This window comes from Ectopseudomonas oleovorans (assembly GCF_029845265.1).
In the GTDB taxonomy this organism is placed as follows: Bacteria; Pseudomonadota; Gammaproteobacteria; order Pseudomonadales; family Pseudomonadaceae; genus Aquipseudomonas; species Aquipseudomonas oleovorans.
Genome location: NZ_JAOCLK010000010.1, coordinates 1 through 15,604, shown reverse-complemented (window position 1 = coordinate 15,604; position 15,604 = coordinate 1). Strand labels below are relative to the sequence as shown.

General features: G+C 63.3%; 15 protein-coding genes and 4 pseudogenes. 8 read left to right on the top strand and 11 right to left on the bottom strand.

Annotation, left to right across the window (positions count from 1 at the left end; translation table 11 throughout):
* Positions 1-25: 25 nt before the first annotated feature.
* Positions 26-172 carry a hypothetical protein gene (locus tag N5J71_RS07235; RefSeq protein ID WP_158212577.1) on the bottom strand — a complete coding sequence of 49 codons (147 nt, stop codon included), beginning with the start codon at positions 170-172 and terminating at the stop codon, positions 26-28.
* A 5-nt stretch (positions 173-177) separates the two neighbouring features.
* Here N5J71_RS07235 and N5J71_RS07230 point away from each other — a divergent pair.
* A pseudogene (locus tag N5J71_RS07230) lies at positions 178-751 on the top strand (DUF6436 domain-containing protein).
* 141 nt (positions 752-892) lie between these two features.
* On the opposite strand, the gene N5J71_RS07225 reads toward N5J71_RS07230, so the two are convergent.
* On the bottom strand, positions 893-1,447 hold the full coding sequence (locus N5J71_RS07225) for a nucleotidyltransferase family protein (RefSeq protein ID WP_004423926.1): 555 nt from the start codon (positions 1,445-1,447) through the stop codon (positions 893-895).
* A gap of 214 nt (positions 1,448-1,661) precedes the next feature.
* On the opposite strand from N5J71_RS07225, the gene N5J71_RS07220 reads away from it, so the two are divergent.
* A complete protein-coding gene (locus N5J71_RS07220; RefSeq protein WP_279916594.1) occupies positions 1,662-3,101 on the top strand; it encodes an alpha/beta hydrolase in 1,440 nt (479 codons plus the stop codon).
* A 63-nt stretch (positions 3,102-3,164) separates the two neighbouring features.
* On the opposite strand, the gene N5J71_RS07215 is transcribed toward N5J71_RS07220, so the two are convergent.
* The gene (locus N5J71_RS07215; protein WP_252857276.1) at positions 3,165-3,428 is read right to left on the bottom strand and encodes a methyl-accepting chemotaxis protein; all 264 of its coding nucleotides are present in this window, start codon (positions 3,426-3,428) and stop codon (positions 3,165-3,167) included.
* A gap of 195 nt (positions 3,429-3,623) precedes the next feature.
* Here N5J71_RS07215 and N5J71_RS07210 point away from each other — a divergent pair, with 195 nt between their 5' ends.
* Entirely contained in the window at positions 3,624-4,154 is a 531-nt protein-coding gene (locus tag N5J71_RS07210) for a DUF3087 domain-containing protein (RefSeq protein ID WP_279916593.1), read from the top strand.
* Between the two features lie 576 nt (positions 4,155-4,730).
* Here N5J71_RS07210 and N5J71_RS07205 read toward each other — a convergent pair.
* The 4 genes and pseudogenes from N5J71_RS07205 to N5J71_RS07190 all read right to left on the bottom strand — a co-directional run bounded on the left by N5J71_RS07205 (position 4,731) and on the right by N5J71_RS07190 (position 8,048).
* Positions 4,731-5,288 (bottom strand): COG3904 family protein, encoded by a 558-nt coding sequence (locus tag N5J71_RS07205; protein WP_278619883.1) that lies wholly within the window; start codon positions 5,286-5,288, stop codon positions 4,731-4,733.
* Positions 5,289-5,354: 66 nt separating this feature from the next.
* Complete coding sequence (locus N5J71_RS07200; protein ID WP_004423938.1) at positions 5,355-6,554, bottom strand: MFS transporter; 1,200 nt, start codon at positions 6,552-6,554, stop codon at positions 5,355-5,357.
* 75 nt (positions 6,555-6,629) lie between these two features.
* Positions 6,630-7,272: pseudogene (locus tag N5J71_RS07195) on the bottom strand (LysR family transcriptional regulator).
* Between the two features lie 74 nt (positions 7,273-7,346).
* Entirely contained in the window at positions 7,347-8,048 is a 702-nt protein-coding gene (locus N5J71_RS07190; RefSeq protein ID WP_279916592.1) for a glutathione S-transferase N-terminal domain-containing protein, read from the bottom strand.
* A 349-nt stretch (positions 8,049-8,397) separates the two neighbouring features.
* On the opposite strand from N5J71_RS07190, the gene N5J71_RS07185 reads away from it, so the two are divergent.
* Positions 8,398-8,835, top strand: coding sequence for an HIT family protein (locus N5J71_RS07185; RefSeq protein ID WP_279916591.1), 438 nt, complete (start codon positions 8,398-8,400; stop codon positions 8,833-8,835).
* A gap of 114 nt (positions 8,836-8,949) precedes the next feature.
* On the opposite strand, the gene N5J71_RS07180 is transcribed toward N5J71_RS07185, so the two are convergent.
* Positions 8,950-9,216: a DUF2790 domain-containing protein gene (locus N5J71_RS07180; RefSeq protein ID WP_004423944.1), complete on the bottom strand. Its 267-nt coding sequence runs from the start codon at positions 9,214-9,216 to the stop codon at positions 8,950-8,952.
* Between the two features lie 184 nt (positions 9,217-9,400).
* On the opposite strand from N5J71_RS07180, the gene N5J71_RS07175 reads away from it, so the two are divergent.
* The gene (locus N5J71_RS07175) at positions 9,401-9,826 is read left to right on the top strand and encodes a 3-isopropylmalate dehydratase (protein WP_108232890.1); all 426 of its coding nucleotides are present in this window, start codon (positions 9,401-9,403) and stop codon (positions 9,824-9,826) included.
* A gap of 406 nt (positions 9,827-10,232) precedes the next feature.
* Positions 10,233-11,315 (top strand): annotated as a pseudogene (locus tag N5J71_RS07170) (extracellular solute-binding protein).
* On the opposite strand, the gene N5J71_RS07165 reads toward N5J71_RS07170, so the two are convergent.
* Both N5J71_RS07165 and N5J71_RS07160 read right to left on the bottom strand, forming a co-directional pair.
* Complete coding sequence (locus N5J71_RS07165; RefSeq protein WP_177326245.1) at positions 11,275-11,607, bottom strand: hypothetical protein; 333 nt, start codon at positions 11,605-11,607, stop codon at positions 11,275-11,277. The pseudogene N5J71_RS07170 and the gene N5J71_RS07165 overlap by 41 nt on opposite strands.
* A 70-nt stretch (positions 11,608-11,677) precedes the next feature.
* Positions 11,678-13,288 carry an FMN-binding glutamate synthase family protein gene (locus N5J71_RS07160; protein WP_004423950.1) on the bottom strand — a complete coding sequence of 537 codons (1,611 nt, stop codon included), beginning with the start codon at positions 13,286-13,288 and terminating at the stop codon, positions 11,678-11,680.
* A 237-nt stretch (positions 13,289-13,525) separates the two neighbouring features.
* On the opposite strand from N5J71_RS07160, the gene N5J71_RS07155 reads away from it, so the two are divergent.
* Both N5J71_RS07155 and N5J71_RS07150 read left to right on the top strand, forming a co-directional pair.
* Positions 13,526-14,647, top strand: coding sequence for a beta-ketoacyl-ACP synthase III (locus N5J71_RS07155; protein ID WP_004423952.1), 1,122 nt, complete (start codon positions 13,526-13,528; stop codon positions 14,645-14,647).
* Positions 14,648-14,719: 72 nt separating this feature from the next.
* Positions 14,720-15,190 (top strand): annotated as a pseudogene (locus tag N5J71_RS07150) (RNA polymerase sigma factor); the annotation flags it as partial.
* Between the two features lie 162 nt (positions 15,191-15,352).
* Here the strand turns inward: N5J71_RS07150 and N5J71_RS07145 are convergent.
* Positions 15,353-15,604: restriction endonuclease (locus tag N5J71_RS07145; RefSeq protein ID WP_279916590.1), on the bottom strand; the 252-nt coding region annotated here is incomplete at its 5' end.

Sequence of the window (15,604 nt, the reverse complement as noted above, 5' to 3'; positions counted from 1 at the left end):
GCTGATATCGCCGGCCTCATCTACATCATGACCCCCCCAGGATGGCGAGATCGAGGCGGCCGAGCGCCAGGCCATCGAAGCCTGCTGGAAAAGTGCGCAGGCCACCGAACGTAGCTTCACCGAGGAAAGTTGTCAGGAAATGGAGAAGCAGTTCCTGCGCAAGTTTGGCCATCAGCCATGAACCTGCTGCAACGCCTGAGCTTCAAGCACCTGGTGGTGGGCTTCTGCGTATTGGCGCTGGGCATCGTGGTACTGATCTGGTGGCTTAGCGGCGCGGCGTATTTGCGGCCCTATGCCGAGCAGACGGTGATCTTCGGTCAGGGCGGGCTGAAGCTGCCGCCTGAGCTCGCTGGCCCTGGTCTCATTCGCGTTGTGCATTTCTGGGACCGGATTGCCCCTGCAACGCGGAGACCGACGCGCACCTGCGCTATCTGATCGGCCTGCATCGCAATGCCGATGTGGCGTTCTACAGCGTGCAGAAGCCGGGCAGCAAGGGTGAGATCGCGCCGTTCCTGCGCGGGCGGATCAAGCCCTTGCCGGGTATCGAGGGCATGCAATCGCTGCCAGCCAGCCCGGCCCTGGCGATCTGGGATCGCGACGGCAACCTGGCCTATGCCGGCCCTTACAGCGAGGGGTTGGTATGTAATTCCAGCAACAGCTTCGTCGACCGGTGCTCGATGCGCTGACGCAGGGGCGCCAGGTTTCCCTGGCCAGTGGTTTGGCGGTGGGGTGTTATTGCGCCTGGAAGTAGGGGCGCAGGCTGATATGCCCGCAGGTGCCTCGCTTCCCCGGATGCTTGATCGTTTTGGAGAGCGCTCTGTGTAGGAGCCCCGCCTCGGGGCGAAGCTTTGCTGGCACCTGCCAGCCTGTCGCTATTGAAGCCCGATCTACCCTACGCAATCACCTTCAACTTCGGCCAGGTGGCCAGCCAGTTCTTGTCATGTAGGCGCTGTTGGTAGATCTGACTCTTCGCGTTCTGAAAGCGCCCGGCTGGGCGCACGATAAGGCCGAACAGATCCTCCAGGCCGAGCGGCGCGGCGACTTCCAGCCTGTCTTGTTCATCGAGCCTTATGGCCACCGCCGTCGCGGTTTCCGGCCAATGCCGTATCGCTTCGGTAGCCGAGGCGTAAGGCGCATCGCCATTGCGCAGATGCATGCGTGCCTGATTCTTCACCGACCACTGCAGCGATTCGTCCCTGTGGCGCAGCACCGTCTCCAGTTCAGCGTCGCGAGTGGGGGAGGTTTGGCTGCGGTCGAACCAGATCACGTCGATATCTTCTGGCAGCGGGGAGGGCGTGCGTTGGTGTAGGTGATCCCAGACCGCACTGCGTACGAAACCGGCGGCCACCCAGCAATCGGGCAGGTCGAGCTCGCGCACCTGCTGCAGGATGCGCAGGCGCTGTGGGTCCTTGGCAATGAGTGTCTGGAGTAGCGCGGCGAGATTCATGTGCGCAGCCTATCAGCACTGCCAGTTGCTTGCCTGCTCAGTTCATCCAGCGCTTCTGGCTTGCTTCCAGACCACGCAGCCTACTGAGTCGCATGGCACCGATACAGACCTTAAAGGCCAACCCAGTGGTGGTCGGGCGTCGCTTTGCACTAAAGTCCCCAAGCCGGTCGCCGGGACGGATTTTCCCGGCCAGAGATTTTGAGGGAGGCGCTTGATGCGTTTACCGCGCATTGCGATGGCCTGGACGCTGGTAGTGCTGTTGTTGATCGTGGTGGCCTTGCTCGGCATACGCATCGCCGGGCTATCGTCGTTGCCCGAGTTGGAGTCCTGGCATCGCCTGGTGCCGCAGGAGATGGAGGTCAGCGAGCTGGACGCTGCCGACTGGCAGGCCTACCTGGCTGCCGAGGCGACCCTGTTCGAACGCCTGCAGCGCGAACTGATCGAGCCGGTCACGGCCTCCGGCACGGCGCCATACAGCCGCTACGCCAGCGACAGCCCGGTCTACCCCGGCAATCTGCCGCGCGACTGGAATCGTTCCTTCATTCTGCAGCCGCCAGGTCCGGCGCGGGGCGTGGTGGTGTTGTTACATGGCCTGACCGACTCGCCGTACAGCCTGCGCCATATCGCCCAGCACCTGAGCGAACAGGGGCTGCTAGCGGTGGTGCCGCGCATGCCCGGCCATGGCACGGTACCGGCGGCGCTCACTGCTGCGCACTGGGAGCAATGGCTGGCGGCTACCCGCCTGGCCGTGCGCGAGGCGCGGCGCCAAGTACCGGACGGGCCGCTGTATCTCGTCGGCTATTCCAATGGCGGTGCATTGGCGCTGCGCTACAGCCTGGCGGCGCTGGGGGACGGGCAACTGGCCATGCCGCAACGCCTGGTGCTGATCTCGCCGATGATCGGCGTCACCAGCTACGCCCGTTACGCCGGGCTGGCGGCCCTGCCGGCGTTGCTGCCGGCCTTCGCCAAGTCGGCCTGGATGAACGTGCTGCCGGAGTTCAACCCGTTCAAGTACAACTCCTTCCCGGTGCACGCGGCGCGGCAGACCTATGAGCTGACCAGCGAGGTGCAGGCCGCATTCGATGCAGCCGAAACCGATGGCCGTCTGTCACGATTGCCACCGGTGCTGGCCTTTCAGTCGCTGGCCGACAGTACCGTGAGTACACCGGCCGTGGTGCGCCATTTGTTCGAGCGTCTGCCGGACAATGGCAGCGAACTGGTGATCTTCGACATCAACCGCTCGCAGGCGGCCAGCTCGCTGCTGCGGGCGGACATGAGCGGCTTGCTCGAAACCTTGCTGCCACCGGCCCAGCGTGACTACGACCTGACGGTGGTGGGTGTTGCGCAGAGCGGTGGTCGTCAGGTCGAGGCGCGGCGAATCGCAGCCGGCGGGCGTGAGGCGCGGGTGACGCCATTGAACGTCGAATACCCGAGCCAGCTGTTCTCGCTGTCACACGTTGCACTGCCGTTCCCCACGGACGATCCGCTGTATGGCAGCGAACCGACCTCCGAGGAGTTCTACGGCGTAGCCCTTGGCACGCTGGCACCGCGCGGTGAGCACGGCGTGCTGGTGGTGGGGCTCGATAGTTTGCAGCGTATGACGTCCAACCCCTTCTACACCTATTTGCGCGAGCGCATCGACGAAGACCTGTAGGTGGCTCGGTGCGTACGGCGTCCGACCCTAGGGGGCACCGTGCGCACCGAGTGGTTTGAGGGGTTACAACCGGAAACGCCCGACCAGGCCATCGAGTTGACTCGACAGTGCCTGCAAATCGCTGCTGGCCTGGTTGAGCTGATCGGCGATATGGCTGGTGCCGACGGTCAGCTCGTTGATGTCGACGATATTGCGGTTGATGTCCTCGACCACGCTGGACTGCTCCTCGGTGGCAGTGCCGACCTGGATGTTCTGGGCGCTGATCCGGCCGATATGGCTGTTGATCTGCTCCAGTGCTGCCGACGCCTTGCTCGCATATTCCACCACCAGCGCGCTCTGCCGTTGCCCCTCGGCCCTGGCCCGCGCATTTCGCCGCAAGGTGGGGGCGAGTCCCAGCGAGTGGTTGAAGCAGGGCGGTTGAGGGTTGAATCCTGTCGCAATTGTGGTTGTCACCGGGCTCGACCGAAGTGGCGCGATGGTGCATGGTGGCGCCCCATGTTGTCAGCTCCGAGAGTGCGTTTCATGTTCGAAATCCAGCCCATCGACCCCGCCTACTACCGCCAGCAGACCCGCCGCAGCACCGTGGTGATCGCGGTCATCTTCGTGGCGCTGGCCATGCTCTGCGCCACGCTGAGCACGCAGCTGTTCGGCACGCCCGGTGGCGACAACTTCAAATGGAACCTGCTCGGTGTGCTGGCGGGGCTCGGCCTGACCATTGCCCTGGTGCGCCAGCGACTCTGGTCGCGGCCGTTCATGGCGCCGGCCGTTTACGGCTGGCGACTCAAGCGCAGCCTGATGCGTGTCACCAACGTCATGCATCACGTCAAGGCGGGCGTGGCGCAGGGCGATGACAGCGCGATGAAGCTGCTGCGCTTCTACCACCTGGGGGTGACCCAGATGCATCAGCTCGACGGCAACTCCAACGAGCTGAGCCAGATGGTGCGCGAGATCGATAGCCATCGCGAGGCGATGGAGCAGCAGGGGCTGGATATCGAGCAGACGCGGCTCGACCTGGCTTGGCTGGAGCGAGTGAAAGCGTTCAAAGCGACCTGATCAGTTGTCCAGAGATAACTCCTGCATCTGACCTTGCCAGATGCCCTGGCGACGGCGCGCGATCACCAGGCAGTCACCCGTGCCGACCGCGCTTACCACCTGTCGCCCACCGGGCGCCCAGAACGCGCGGCGTCCTGCGCAGACCCAGCGCCGGAAGGACTGCTGTGGTTGGCCATCAACACCCCGAGGGACAGTTCACGGGCATACGCGCCGCGCCCATCGGCTTCGTCGCCGCGATGCTGTTCAACCTGGCGCTGACCTTCCTGTTCTGATGAAAAAAGGTTCTTCGCATAGTTTGGGGAAAGTGCTAGTAAGTACCGGATTGGCAAGTTTGTGCGCGTACCGTTTACTGACTTAGCACTATCCGTTACCGCGTGCGCTGAGCGTTTGGGTTGCGCCCCTTACGGGCGAAACCCATCAGATCAGACGACACGCTAACGAATAGTGTCAAGCCATGGACAGCTAACACGTAATTGCCAGTCCGGTATCAAGCGTATCCTCCCCGCGAGGATGCGAAGAACCTGAAAAAACCGGCATCGAGTGATGCAGGGGCATTATCCCCGCAAGTCCGTCTCGCTATTTCAACCGATAGCGCACCAGCTCATCCTGGCTCAGCAGACGCAAGCGTCCTGGCGCGACCTGGTAGATGTCTTCCGCCAGGCTTACGTCGACACCCATGTCACGAAAGTACCTGGCTGGGCTGAATGGCTGGCTGCCGTGGGCGGCCTGTGCCAGCGCCGAGTCACCTGCGGAGAAGGGTGGTCGGCGCAGGGCAACGTGGCCGTTGACCGTGCGTTTGCTGCCAGCCGCCAGCAAATAGATGCAACTGCCCTGGCACAGGCCGCCTGAAGGCACCAGCGCCTCGAAGCCGGTTTCCCGTAGCAGGCGGCCCATGCGTATGGCCTCCGGGGCGCTGCCGCCGATGCTGTCGAGCAGCACGACCTTGCGCTTGTGCTTGCCCGGGTTGGCGCGCAAGCCAGCCAGCAGCTTCTCGTAATCGCCCGGAACGATCTCTTCGGAAATCTTCACCGCCAGCAGGCCGGCGTTAGCTTCGACTTCCACCTGTGCGTGGGCGGTCAGCGCGGTGAGCAGGCTGGTAGCGACCAGGGCGAATCGTAAACGCTGGGCAATCATTGGGCGGGTTACGCGATAGTGGCTCGGGAGGTAGACAATACCTGCCGGCGCAGCATCTCGCATCTGTCAGATCGCCCCGTTTTTGTGCTGCACCTTCCAGGCCCAGGCGAACAGCAGCAGGCCGCCGATGGCGGTGGCTGCGCCGATGTAGCCGGTGACCGTCCAGCCCATGCCGGCGCTGATGGCCAGACCGCCGAGCCAGGGGCCGAGGGCGTTGGCGACGTTGAACGCGGCATGGTTGGATGCGGCGGCGAGTGTCTGCGCGCCCGTGGCGACGTCCATCAGGTGGGTCTGCAGGGCCGGGCCAAGGGCGATCATGGTGCCCAGGGCGAAGATCGCCGGCAGGATAGTCCACAGGCTGTGCGCGGCGAACGGAAAGGCCAGCAGCACCAGCGTGCTCCAGGCCAGAATCCAGGCCACCGCGCGCAGGCGCAGGCGGTCGAACAGCCAGCCGCCGGCACTGTTGCCGACGATGCAGCCGGCGCCGAACACGCCCATGGCCAGGGGAATCCAGCCGGGGCCGACCTGGGTGACGTGGAGCAGGGTCGGCGCCATGTAGCTGAACACGCAGAACATCCCGGCGAAACCGATGGAGCCGATGCCCAGGGCCAGCCAGATCGGCGCGCGGTTGAAGGCGCGCAGCTCGCCCAAGGGGCTGCTGCGCTGCTCGTGCGGGTCGGCCGGGAGGAAGATCGCGACCATGGCGATGGTGGTGATGGCGATGATGCCGACCAGGGCGAAGGCGTAGCGCCAGCTCATGAACTGGCCGAGCCAGGTGGCCAGCGGGTTGCCGATCAGGATGGCCACGGTCAGGCCGGCCAGCACCCGGCTCACCGCCTTGGCGCGCTTGTGCGGGGGCGCCATGGAGGCGGCCACCAGCATGGCAATGCCGAAGTAGGCGCCGTGTGGCAGGCCGGCGATAAAGCGGAAGATCAGCAGCGGCTCGTAGCTCGGCGCCAGGGCGCTGGCGAAGTTGCCGAGGGCGAAGCAGCCCATCAGCAGCAGAAGCAGGATGCGCCTTGGCAGGCGGGCGCCGAGCAGGGCCAGCACCGGTGCGCCGACCACCACGCCGAGGGCGTAGGCGCTGATCACATGGCCGACCTGCGGCTCGCTGACGCCAAGATCGGCGGCGACGTTGGGCATCAGGCCCATAATGGCGAACTCGCCGGTGCCGATGGCGAAGCCGCCGAGGGCCAGGGCGAGTTGAATGAGAAGGATCGCGCCCGGCGACAGACTCGTCGCGGCGTCGGATGCAGAGTTGTTCATGAGAGACCTGGAAGGGCGAGACGCAAGCGCGCAATTATAATCTCCCAGCGCTTTGCTTGGGTATTGGCCGCCGCTCTATTTCGGGCTTGGAGATGGATGGCCGGCGTCGTTCAGGGCCTTCACGTAGTCGACGAAGGCACGCAGCGGCGCCGGTACGTGACGCCTGCTGTGGTAGTACAGGTACGGCCCGTCGAAGTGTTGCCACCAGTCCTGCATGAAGGGTTGCAACTGGCCGCTGGCGAGGTGCGCCGCGATGTACTCCTCGAAGGTGTAGAGAATGCCGTGACCGGCGCAGGCTGCAGCGATCAGCAGATCCTGCGACGAGCTGACCAGGCGACCCTCGGGGGCGAGACGCAGGGTAGCGAGCGAGAAAATCGTCCAGCAGCTGCGGCAGGATGTGCCGCGCGATCACGCCGGGCACATGCAGGCGTAGTGAGCCGGCCGGGTTCTGTGGATCTTCCTGCAGGTCGTTGAGCGCGGTGTTGATCTCGTCCAGCGCGGGGCGCAGGCGCTCCAGCAGGCGCGCGCCGATTTCCGTCGGCGTCAGGCCGCGGGTGGTGCGGTTGAGCAGGCGCACGCCCAGTTCCTTTTCCAGGCGGCGTACGCAATCGCTCAGGGTGCCTGGCTGGTGGCATTGGTGGGCGCTGCCTGTGCGGCGCTGTGGGGATTGCTCGGTTGGTACCTGGTCGGGCAGGCCGATCAGCGTGGTGCCGAGCAAAAGGTGTCGGCGGCTACCTAAGCCAAGTGCAAGGGAAACGATGCGGGAGTCGGCGGCCGACTCCCGCAACATCATCAACCGCGCGCGGGAATGTTCAGCCCGCGCTGCACCGCCGGGCGGGTGAGGAAGGCATCGAGCACGCGGCGCACGTTGGCGAAGCGTTCGAACTGCACCAGATCACCGGCCTCGTAGAAGCCCACCAGGTTGCGAATCCAGGGGAATACGGCAATGTCGGCGATGCTGTACTCGCCGGTAATCCAGTCACGGCCTTGCAGATGCTGGTCGAGCACACCCAGCAGGCGAACGGATTCGGCGACGTAGCGGTCACGCGGGCGTTTGTCTTCGTACTCTGCACCAGCAAATTTGTGGAAGAAACCGAGCTGGCCGAACATCGGTCCCAGGCCGCCCATCTGCCACATCAGCCATTGAATCGTCTCGTAGCGGGCAGCGGCGTCCTGTGGCAGCAGCTTGCCGGTCTTTTCCGCGAGGTAGATCAGAATCGCCCCGGACTCGAACAGCGCCAGCGGATGGCCATTGGGGCCATTGGGATCGAGGATGGCGGGAATCTTGTTGTTCGGCGCCAGCGAGAGAAACTCGGGGCTGAACTGGTCGTTGCTGTCGAAGCTGACCAGGTGCGGTTCGTAGGGCAGGCCGATTTCTTCCAGCATGATCGAGGCCTTGACCCCGTTGGGCGTGGGCAGCGAGTACAGCTGCAGGCGCTCGGGATGCTGGGCTGGCCATTTGCGGGTGATGTGGAAGGTGCTGAGGTCGGTCATGTGGAGTTCCATGTCGAATGGGCCTAAGAGCCTGTTCACGATCAGATGCGCATCGGCGCTACTGCGTTAAAAATAAGCTGGATCGCCAGCCCGGTCGGAATGCTCATGTACAAAAGTACACTCTGCTTCCTCGCTTGTTTTTGCGGGGCCGCCATCGGCCTTGTATCGCTCTAGCTCGCGAGATCCTGAACAGCCTCTACGAAAGAGGCGATCAGAACACGAGTGGTTGGGGCGCAGGAAATCGATCCAGCTGCTAGTAGTCATCGATTCGAGCGATCCTGCCTGTTTCCTGCGTGCGAGCGAGGCGGTATGGTGGGTTTTTCATCCACCTGGCACGGAACCCATCGGTATGAGCCTGCACGGTACTTACGATCACCAGAACATCTTCGCCCTGATCATTCGTGGCGACTTGCCCTGCTACAAACTCTACGAGGACGACGATGTACTGGCCTTCCTCGATCTATTCCCGCAATCCAAGGGCCACAGCCTGGTGATCCCCAAGCGCGCTGCTGCGCGCAATATTCTGGACATCGACGACGCCAGCCTGGCCAAGGTCATGGCCGTGGTGAAGAAGGTCACCCAGGCTGTCGTCGACGAACTGCAACCCGCTGGTGTGCAGGTGGCACAGTTCAACGGTGCGCCTGCCGGGCAGACGGTGTTCCATATCCATGTGCACGTGATCCCGCGCTTCGAGGGCGAGGGGCTGGGTATTCACGCGGCCACCAAGGCCGACTCGGCCGAGCTGGAAGCGCTGCAGGCACGTCTGGTCAAACGCCTGCAAGGCTGAAGCGACAGTGCCCCGGTTGCGTGATACGACCGGGGCACTGCTGTAGTTCGTGTCGGTGGGCTGAAGCGAAGCACGCCCGGCAGTGCCGACGAGCAGCAGGCGTTCAACGGATGCTTAGCCGTTCTGGCTGCTCAGCCCGCCCCACTCCATGAACCGCACGGCGTGCACTTGACCCTGGCTGTCGCGGTAGACCAGAACGCTGGGCACTACACCGCTCTTGCGGCTGTTGTCGGTGCGCTGCAGAACCTGGTCGATGTCCAGCTGCATGCCGTACTGGTATTCCTGCACTTCCACTTTGGTGTTGACGGGTGCTTTCTCACTGGCGAAGGCCATGGGGGCGAAAGCGGCGAGGAGGGTGGCGTTGAGGGCTGCGAATTTCATCTGGGTAGTCTCCGATTAGTTGCGCCGACTTAGGTGGCGCTGGGTTCGAGAGAGATGAAAACATTGCGCCCTTCATTGCAGAAATCGATGCTTCTGCTAGCGAAAATCGCTGCCATCGATACCTTGCTCACAGACGCGCCAAGCCCAATACTCAGGCGGCATTCATCTGCCCATGGAGGGCTTCATGCGCTCGATCCTCGTCGCTCTACCGCTGTTGCTGCTGGCTGGTTGTTCATCGTTTCGGGGCGACCCCGAGCACATCAAACCGGTACCGGAAGATCGCCTGCTGGCCTTTCAGGAGGCGCAGGCGAACAGTGCGCAGATCGTGGTCAATCGCGACTTCGGGGTGATGGGAGGCGGCTGCTTCGTGGCCATCGAGGTGGATCGCAAGGTCGCTGCACGCATCGGCGTCGGCGAGGTCGCGACCTTCCAGGTGCCGCCCGGCACGCGCGTGGTCGGCATCACCCCGGATCGTATGGACAACACCCTGTGCGGCATGGGCCGCCTGCTGCGGGAGGTGGCTGTGCCGGTGAAAAGTGGGGAGATCCAGTACCTGCGTATCGTCAGCCAGAACAAGGGGGGCTTCGATATCCGCCCGGACAAGCCTTGATCACGTTGCCGCTGTATGAGCGTTCATGTTGAGCGTGACGCTAGCAGGCCGTTGAAAAGCTAACTACGTTGCCATTGCTGCGTTAAAAACAGCCTCGCGTGCGAGCCCAGTCAAAATGCTCATTTACAACACGTAAAGTCGGACGCGACCCCGGTCGTTTTTCGGCTGTTTTTGCGGGGCCGCCATCGGTATTGCACTGGCTGCCTCGCCTACGTTTTTCAACGGCCTGCTAGGGTCTGTTGCCGTTTCGTCGCGGCCGTGCGCGAAACGGCAACAGACCCTAGGCGGTTAGTATTCCCTGCATCACAACAGGGAGCATGAACATGAATGGACTGCTGATAGCCATCGTCGGGGCGGGTACCGCGGGGCTCGCCACGCCGCGCCCCAGTGCGCCTAGGAGGCCCGGATGAAACTGCCCGCCAGTCTGTTGGCCGTGGCCCTTGCCGCCTGCGCGCACGCGCAGGCCGGTGCGGCGCCGCAGCAGGTCAACCTGTATATCTGGAGCGAATACCTGGCCCCGGACACCCTGGCTTCGTTCGAAGAGAAGACCGGTATCCACGTGGTGGTCGATCACTTCGATTTGCTGGAAACCGTGGAAACCAAACTGCTCACCGGCGGCAGTGGTTACGACCTGGTGCTGACTGCCGGCCAGCACCTGAGTCGGGCCATCGCCAGCGGTGCGTTGCGTGAACTGGACAAGACGCAGCTGCCGCACTTCGCCGGGCTCGATGACGAGTTCACCCAGCACATGGCCAAGTTCGACCCGAGCAATCGCTACGCCGGACTCTACGTCTAGGGCACCACCGGTTTCGGCTACCAGGAGCAGGCTATTACCCAGCGCATGGCCGATGCCCCGACCGATAGCTGGGCGATGCTGATGGACCCGCAGGTGGTGGCGCGTTTCGCCGACTGCGGGGTGAGTTTGCTCAATGATCCCAACGAGGTGTTCGCCGCAGCGTTCCGCTACCTGGAGCTGGATATCAACCGGCAGAATCTCGATGACTTGAAACAGGCCGGGGCCCATCTGGCCAAGGTGCGACCGTTCATTCGCTACTTCGACAATGACCGCAACCTCAGCGACCTGGCCAACGGCAACACCTGCCTGGCCATTGCCTGGAATGGCAACGTCGCCATCGTCGCGGCACAGGCCGAGCAGGCCAACAAGGACTTCCAGCTGAGCTACCGCATCCCGCGTGAAGGGGCTTTGCTGTGGTTCGATGCCATGGTCATCCCGCGTGACGCGCCGCACCCGGAGGCCGGGCTGGCGTTGATGGACCACCTGATGACGCCCGAGGTGATCGGCGCCATCAGCAACAGCATCTACTACGCCAATGCGGTATCGGCGGCAGATGCCTTCGTCGATCCGGCGCTTCTCGCCGACCCCGGCACCTATCCGCCGGCCGAGCTGCGCGCCACGCTGTACGCCAAGAATGGCAACAGTCGCGAGTTCAACCGGGCGCTGACCCGTGGCAGGCTCCAGATGTACTGATGATGGGATTCGAGGCGCCAGTCTGGATTGACGTAGCAGCGCACGTCGATTCCGCCGCTGACCAGCCAGCGTTGAACGCGCAGACGCGTAGCACCAGCATCTCTGCACGGCGGCCGACCTTCTGCACCAGGCACATTTGCAGAACGTAGAGAATCCCGCCCGTAGCCTGGCCATCGACGATCTTTATCATCGGCATGGCCCAGCTCTCGGTCACCGAGAAGCGCAGTGGGCGCTGCTCCTCGGCCGAGGCTGCGAGGCACAGCAGAAGCAGAGCGGAAAGCGAAAGGCGCATGCGCTTACCGGTTCAAGACGTTAAGCGATGCCGCCCCGAGCTTGGCCGTAGCGGACTGGGCGACGGCCGCTCAGGCCGGTGCCGGCTCGAAACTGTCGGCGCGCGCCATGCGCCACATGCGCTCGTAGAACTCCCCTGCGATCTGGCCGCTGAGCAACTCGCCCGGCGCGAGAAACACGTGCTGTTGAGCGAACAGCTTGATCTCGGTAGCCGACATGCGCTGCACCAGGTGCTTGGCATCAATCTGCGCCGGGTGGTCGAGGCCGGCGGCGGCGAGCATTTCGGCCAGCGCCTTGAGCGTGTTGCGGTGGAAGTTGTAGACGCGCTGGGCCTTGTCTTCGACCACCAGAGCGCGCTGGCGCAGCGGGTCCTGGGTCGCCACGCCAGTGGGGCACTTGTTGGTGTGGCAGCTTTGGCTCTGAATGCAGCCGATGGCGAACATGAAGCCGCGCGCCGAGTTGGCCCAGTCGGCGCCGATAGCCAGCACGCGGGCGATGTCGAAGGCACTGACGATCTTGCCGCTGGCGCCAAGCTTGATCTTGTCGCGCAGGTTGCTGCCGACCAGGGTGTTGTGCACGAACAGCAGCCCTTCGCGCAGCGGCACACCGAGGTGATCGGTGAACTCCAGCGGCGCCGCGCCGGTGCCGCCTTCCTTGCCGTCGACGACGATGAAGTCGGGCAGGATGCCAGTCTCCAGCATGGCCTTGACGATACCCATGAACTCCCAGGGGTGACCCAGGCAGAACTTGAACCCCACCGGCTTGCCGCCCGACAGCTCACGCAATTGCGCGATGAACTGCAGCAGCTCGACCGGCGTGGAAAAGGCGCTGTGGCGCGACGGCGAAACGCAATCCTCGCCCATGGAAATGCCGCGGGTGTTGGCGATCTCTTCGGTGATCTTGTGCTTGGGCAGGATGCCGCCATGGCCCGGCTTGGCGCCCTGGCTGAGCTTGATCTCGATCATCTTCACCTGCGGGCTGGCGGCCTGAGTGGCGAATCGCTCGGGGTTGAAACGGCCGTCCGAGGCGCGGCAGCCGAAGTAGCCGCTGCCCAGTTCCCAGACCAGATCGCCGCCGTGCTCGCGGTGGTAGGGGCTGATGCTGCCCTCGCCGGTGTCATGGTAGAACTCGCCGAGTTTCGCTCCTTCGTTGAGGGCGCGAATGGCATTGGCGCTGAGCGAGCCGAAACTCATCGCCGAGATGTTGAACAGGGAGGCCGAGTACGGCTGGCTGCATTGCGGCCCGCCGATCTCCACGCGAAAGCTGCGTGGATCGCTCAGCGGCGCCGGGCGCATCGAGTGGCTGATGAACTCGAAACCGTTCTGGTACACATCACTCAAGGTGCCGAAGGGTTTGTCAGCGCCTTCGTTCTTGGCGCGGGAATACACCAGCGAGCGCTGGGCGCGGGAGAAGGGCAGTTGCTCAGCGTCACCTTCGAGCAGGTATTGGCGAATCTCCGGGCGAATGCCTTCGACCAGATAACGAATGTTGCCGAGGATCGGGTAGTTGCGCCGCACTGCATGGCGCGTCTGTAGCAGATCGCCGATGCCGATCAGGCTGAGCACGCCGCTAAGCAGGGTGAACGGCCACAGCCATTCATGGCCAAGGAAAGGCACGCTGGCCAGGGTGAACAGCACGCAGAAGGCGAAGAATGCGTAGCGGCTGAGCAGGGAGAGGTTCATGCAAGCTCCAGGTGCGCGGATCGAGATAAGACTTTAGACCAAACGGCTATATTAGGTCATGTTCTGTCCACCTAGACACTCTCAAGGGCTGAGGACGAACCCCCTCGCCCTGTGGCACACTCAGTGGCCCGGAGCCAACCGTCGCAAGAGCTTGGCCCAAGTCTCCCGATTTTCGGCCTGCGCCATTGTCGCCGGCCTACTGCCTGAGGCCGCCAGCGGCCGAGAAGAGGAATGAGCGTGCATAACGTCGTCATCAGTGGTACCGGCCTCTATACCCCGGCCAACAGCATTTCCAACGACGAGCTGGTGGCATCCTTCAATGCTTATGTGCAGCAGTTCAACGCCGATAATGCCGAGGCCATCGCCCGCGGTGAGGTGGAGGCGCTGAGCGAGTCCAGCAGCGGCTTCATCGAAAAAGCCTCGGGCATCAAGAGCCGTTTCGTCATCGACAAGGAAGGCATTCTCGATCCGCTGCGCATGGTGCCGCGTATCCCTGAGCGTTCCAACGAAGAGTGGGGCATCCTCTGCGAAATGGCCGTGATCGCCGCCAAGGAAGCGCTGCAGCGCGCCGGCAAGACCGTCGCCGATATCGATGGGGTGATCGTCGCCTGCTCGAACTTGCAGCGCGCTTACCCGGCGGTAGCCATCGAAGTGCAGGCTGCGCTGGGCATCCAGGGCTGGGGCTACGATATGAACGTAGCCTGCTCTTCGGCCACCTTCGGCATCCAGGCCGCAACCACCGCGATCCAGACCGGTCAGGCCCGCGCCATCCTCATGGTCAACCCGGAAATCTGCACCGGTCACCTCAACTTCCGTGACCGCGACAGCCACTTCATCTTCGGTGATGCCGCCACTGCGGTGATCATCGAGCGTGCCGACCTGGCCACCTCCCTGCACCAGTTCGACGTGGTCAGCACCAAGCTGCTTACCCAGTTCTCCAACAACATCCGCAACAACTTCGGCTTCCTCAACCGCGCGGCGGAAGAGGGTATCGGTGCCAGGGACAAGCTGTTCGTGCAGGAAGGCCGCAAGGTGTTCAAGGACGTCTGCCCGATGGTCGCCGAGCTGATCGCCGCACACCTGGCGGAAAACCAGCTCAACGTCAGCGACGTCAAGCGCTTCTGGCTGCACCAGGCCAACCTCAACATGAACCTGCTGATCGCGCGCAAACTGCTCGGCCGCGACGCCGAGCCACATGAGGCGCCGGTGATTCTCGACACCTACGCCAACACCAGCTCGGCCGGCTCGGTGATCGCCCTGCACAAGCATCAGGACGACCTGCCGGCGGGCAGCCTGGGTGTTCTAAGCTCCTTTGGCGCCGGTTATTCGATCGGCAGTGTAATTTTGCGCAAGCGTTGAACTCTCTGTAGGAATGCCTGGCGCGTACGCAGAGTCTGATCGTGCGCGCAAGGCCCTACCCATGGGAGTTCTATGTCCGATACCGAACTGTTGGATCGTCTGCTCGCCGGTGAGCAGACGGCCTATCGCGAGCTGGTAGCTCGCTATCAGGGGGCGATGCGCGCGGTGGCTTACGCCATCGTCGGCAGCCGCCACGCCGATGAGGTGGTGCAGGATGCCTGGCTCGCCGTGGTGCGCAGCCTGGCAGGCTTTCAAGGGCGCTCCAGTCTTAAGACCTGGCTGCTGACCATCACCGCCAATACTGCCAAGACCCGTCTCAAGCACAACCGTCGCGAGGTGCTGCTCGACGACCTGGCCGCGCCCCATGGCACGGTGGGTGACGAGCGTTTCGCCGATGGCGGCCACTGGCTGCTGGCGCCCCATGCCTGACATCAGGACAGCCCCGAAGCGCTGCTCACCGAAGACGAACTGCGCGAGTGCCTGGAACACACATTGGCCAGCCTGTCCGAGTTGCAGGCCAGCGTGCTGGTGCTGCTGCACCGGGCACGCCCTATAACGCCTTCTGGTTTAGTTGTAGTTTAAAGTTTTGAGTGGTCGCGCAGCGGTTTTGTACAAGGCCTGGCCGAGGCCAACTTGGTGTTGCTGATTAGCGCTTCTCCACTACCTCTTTGCTCGAACCATGTTGTTTTAATTGATCCTGCTGGCCTAGTTCAGCACACCAGCAATCACATCATCCACACTACTGGCTCGACCGAAGCGCAAGCTGGCCTCATCGGTTGCAAGCAGTTTGAAATGAGCGGTGCCGCAGTCGATCTTCGCTTGCTCAATAGGGCGAAGGTCATCATTGAACAGGCTGCTTTTGGTTTCCACTACAAAGTAGAGGCGTTCGGCGCCGTCTTGCTCAACCAGTATTGCCCAGTCGGGGTTGTAATTGCCGAGTGGGGTAGGGATGCGGAA

Excerpts from the sequence above, each read along its gene's own strand:
- N5J71_RS07210 (WP_279916593.1), top strand. The coding sequence starts at position 3,624 with ATGTTCGAAATCCAGCCCATCGACCCCGCCTACTACCGCCAGCAGACC.
- N5J71_RS07225 (WP_004423926.1), bottom strand. The coding sequence starts at position 1,447 with ATGAATCTCGCCGCGCTACTCCAGACACTCATTGCCAAGGACCCACAG.
- N5J71_RS07190 (WP_279916592.1), bottom strand. The coding sequence starts at position 8,048 with ATGACCGACCTCAGCACCTTCCACATCACCCGCAAATGGCCAGCCCAG.
- N5J71_RS07200 (WP_004423938.1), bottom strand. The coding sequence starts at position 6,554 with ATGAACAACTCTGCATCCGACGCCGCGACGAGTCTGTCGCCGGGCGCG.
- N5J71_RS07235 (WP_158212577.1), bottom strand. The coding sequence starts at position 172 with ATGGCCAAACTTGCGCAGGAACTGCTTCTCCATTTCCTGACAACTTTC.
- N5J71_RS07160 (WP_004423950.1), bottom strand. The coding sequence starts at position 13,288 with ATGAACCTCTCCCTGCTCAGCCGCTACGCATTCTTCGCCTTCTGCGTG.
- N5J71_RS07185 (WP_279916591.1), top strand. The coding sequence starts at position 8,398 with ATGAGCCTGCACGGTACTTACGATCACCAGAACATCTTCGCCCTGATC.
- N5J71_RS07175 (WP_108232890.1), top strand. The coding sequence starts at position 9,401 with ATGCGCTCGATCCTCGTCGCTCTACCGCTGTTGCTGCTGGCTGGTTGT.
- N5J71_RS07220 (WP_279916594.1), top strand. The coding sequence starts at position 1,662 with ATGCGTTTACCGCGCATTGCGATGGCCTGGACGCTGGTAGTGCTGTTG.
- N5J71_RS07165 (WP_177326245.1), bottom strand. The coding sequence starts at position 11,607 with ATGCGCCTTTCGCTTTCCGCTCTGCTTCTGCTGTGCCTCGCAGCCTCG.
- N5J71_RS07205 (WP_278619883.1), bottom strand. The coding sequence starts at position 5,288 with ATGATTGCCCAGCGTTTACGATTCGCCCTGGTCGCTACCAGCCTGCTC.
- N5J71_RS07180 (WP_004423944.1), bottom strand. The coding sequence starts at position 9,216 with ATGAAATTCGCAGCCCTCAACGCCACCCTCCTCGCCGCTTTCGCCCCC.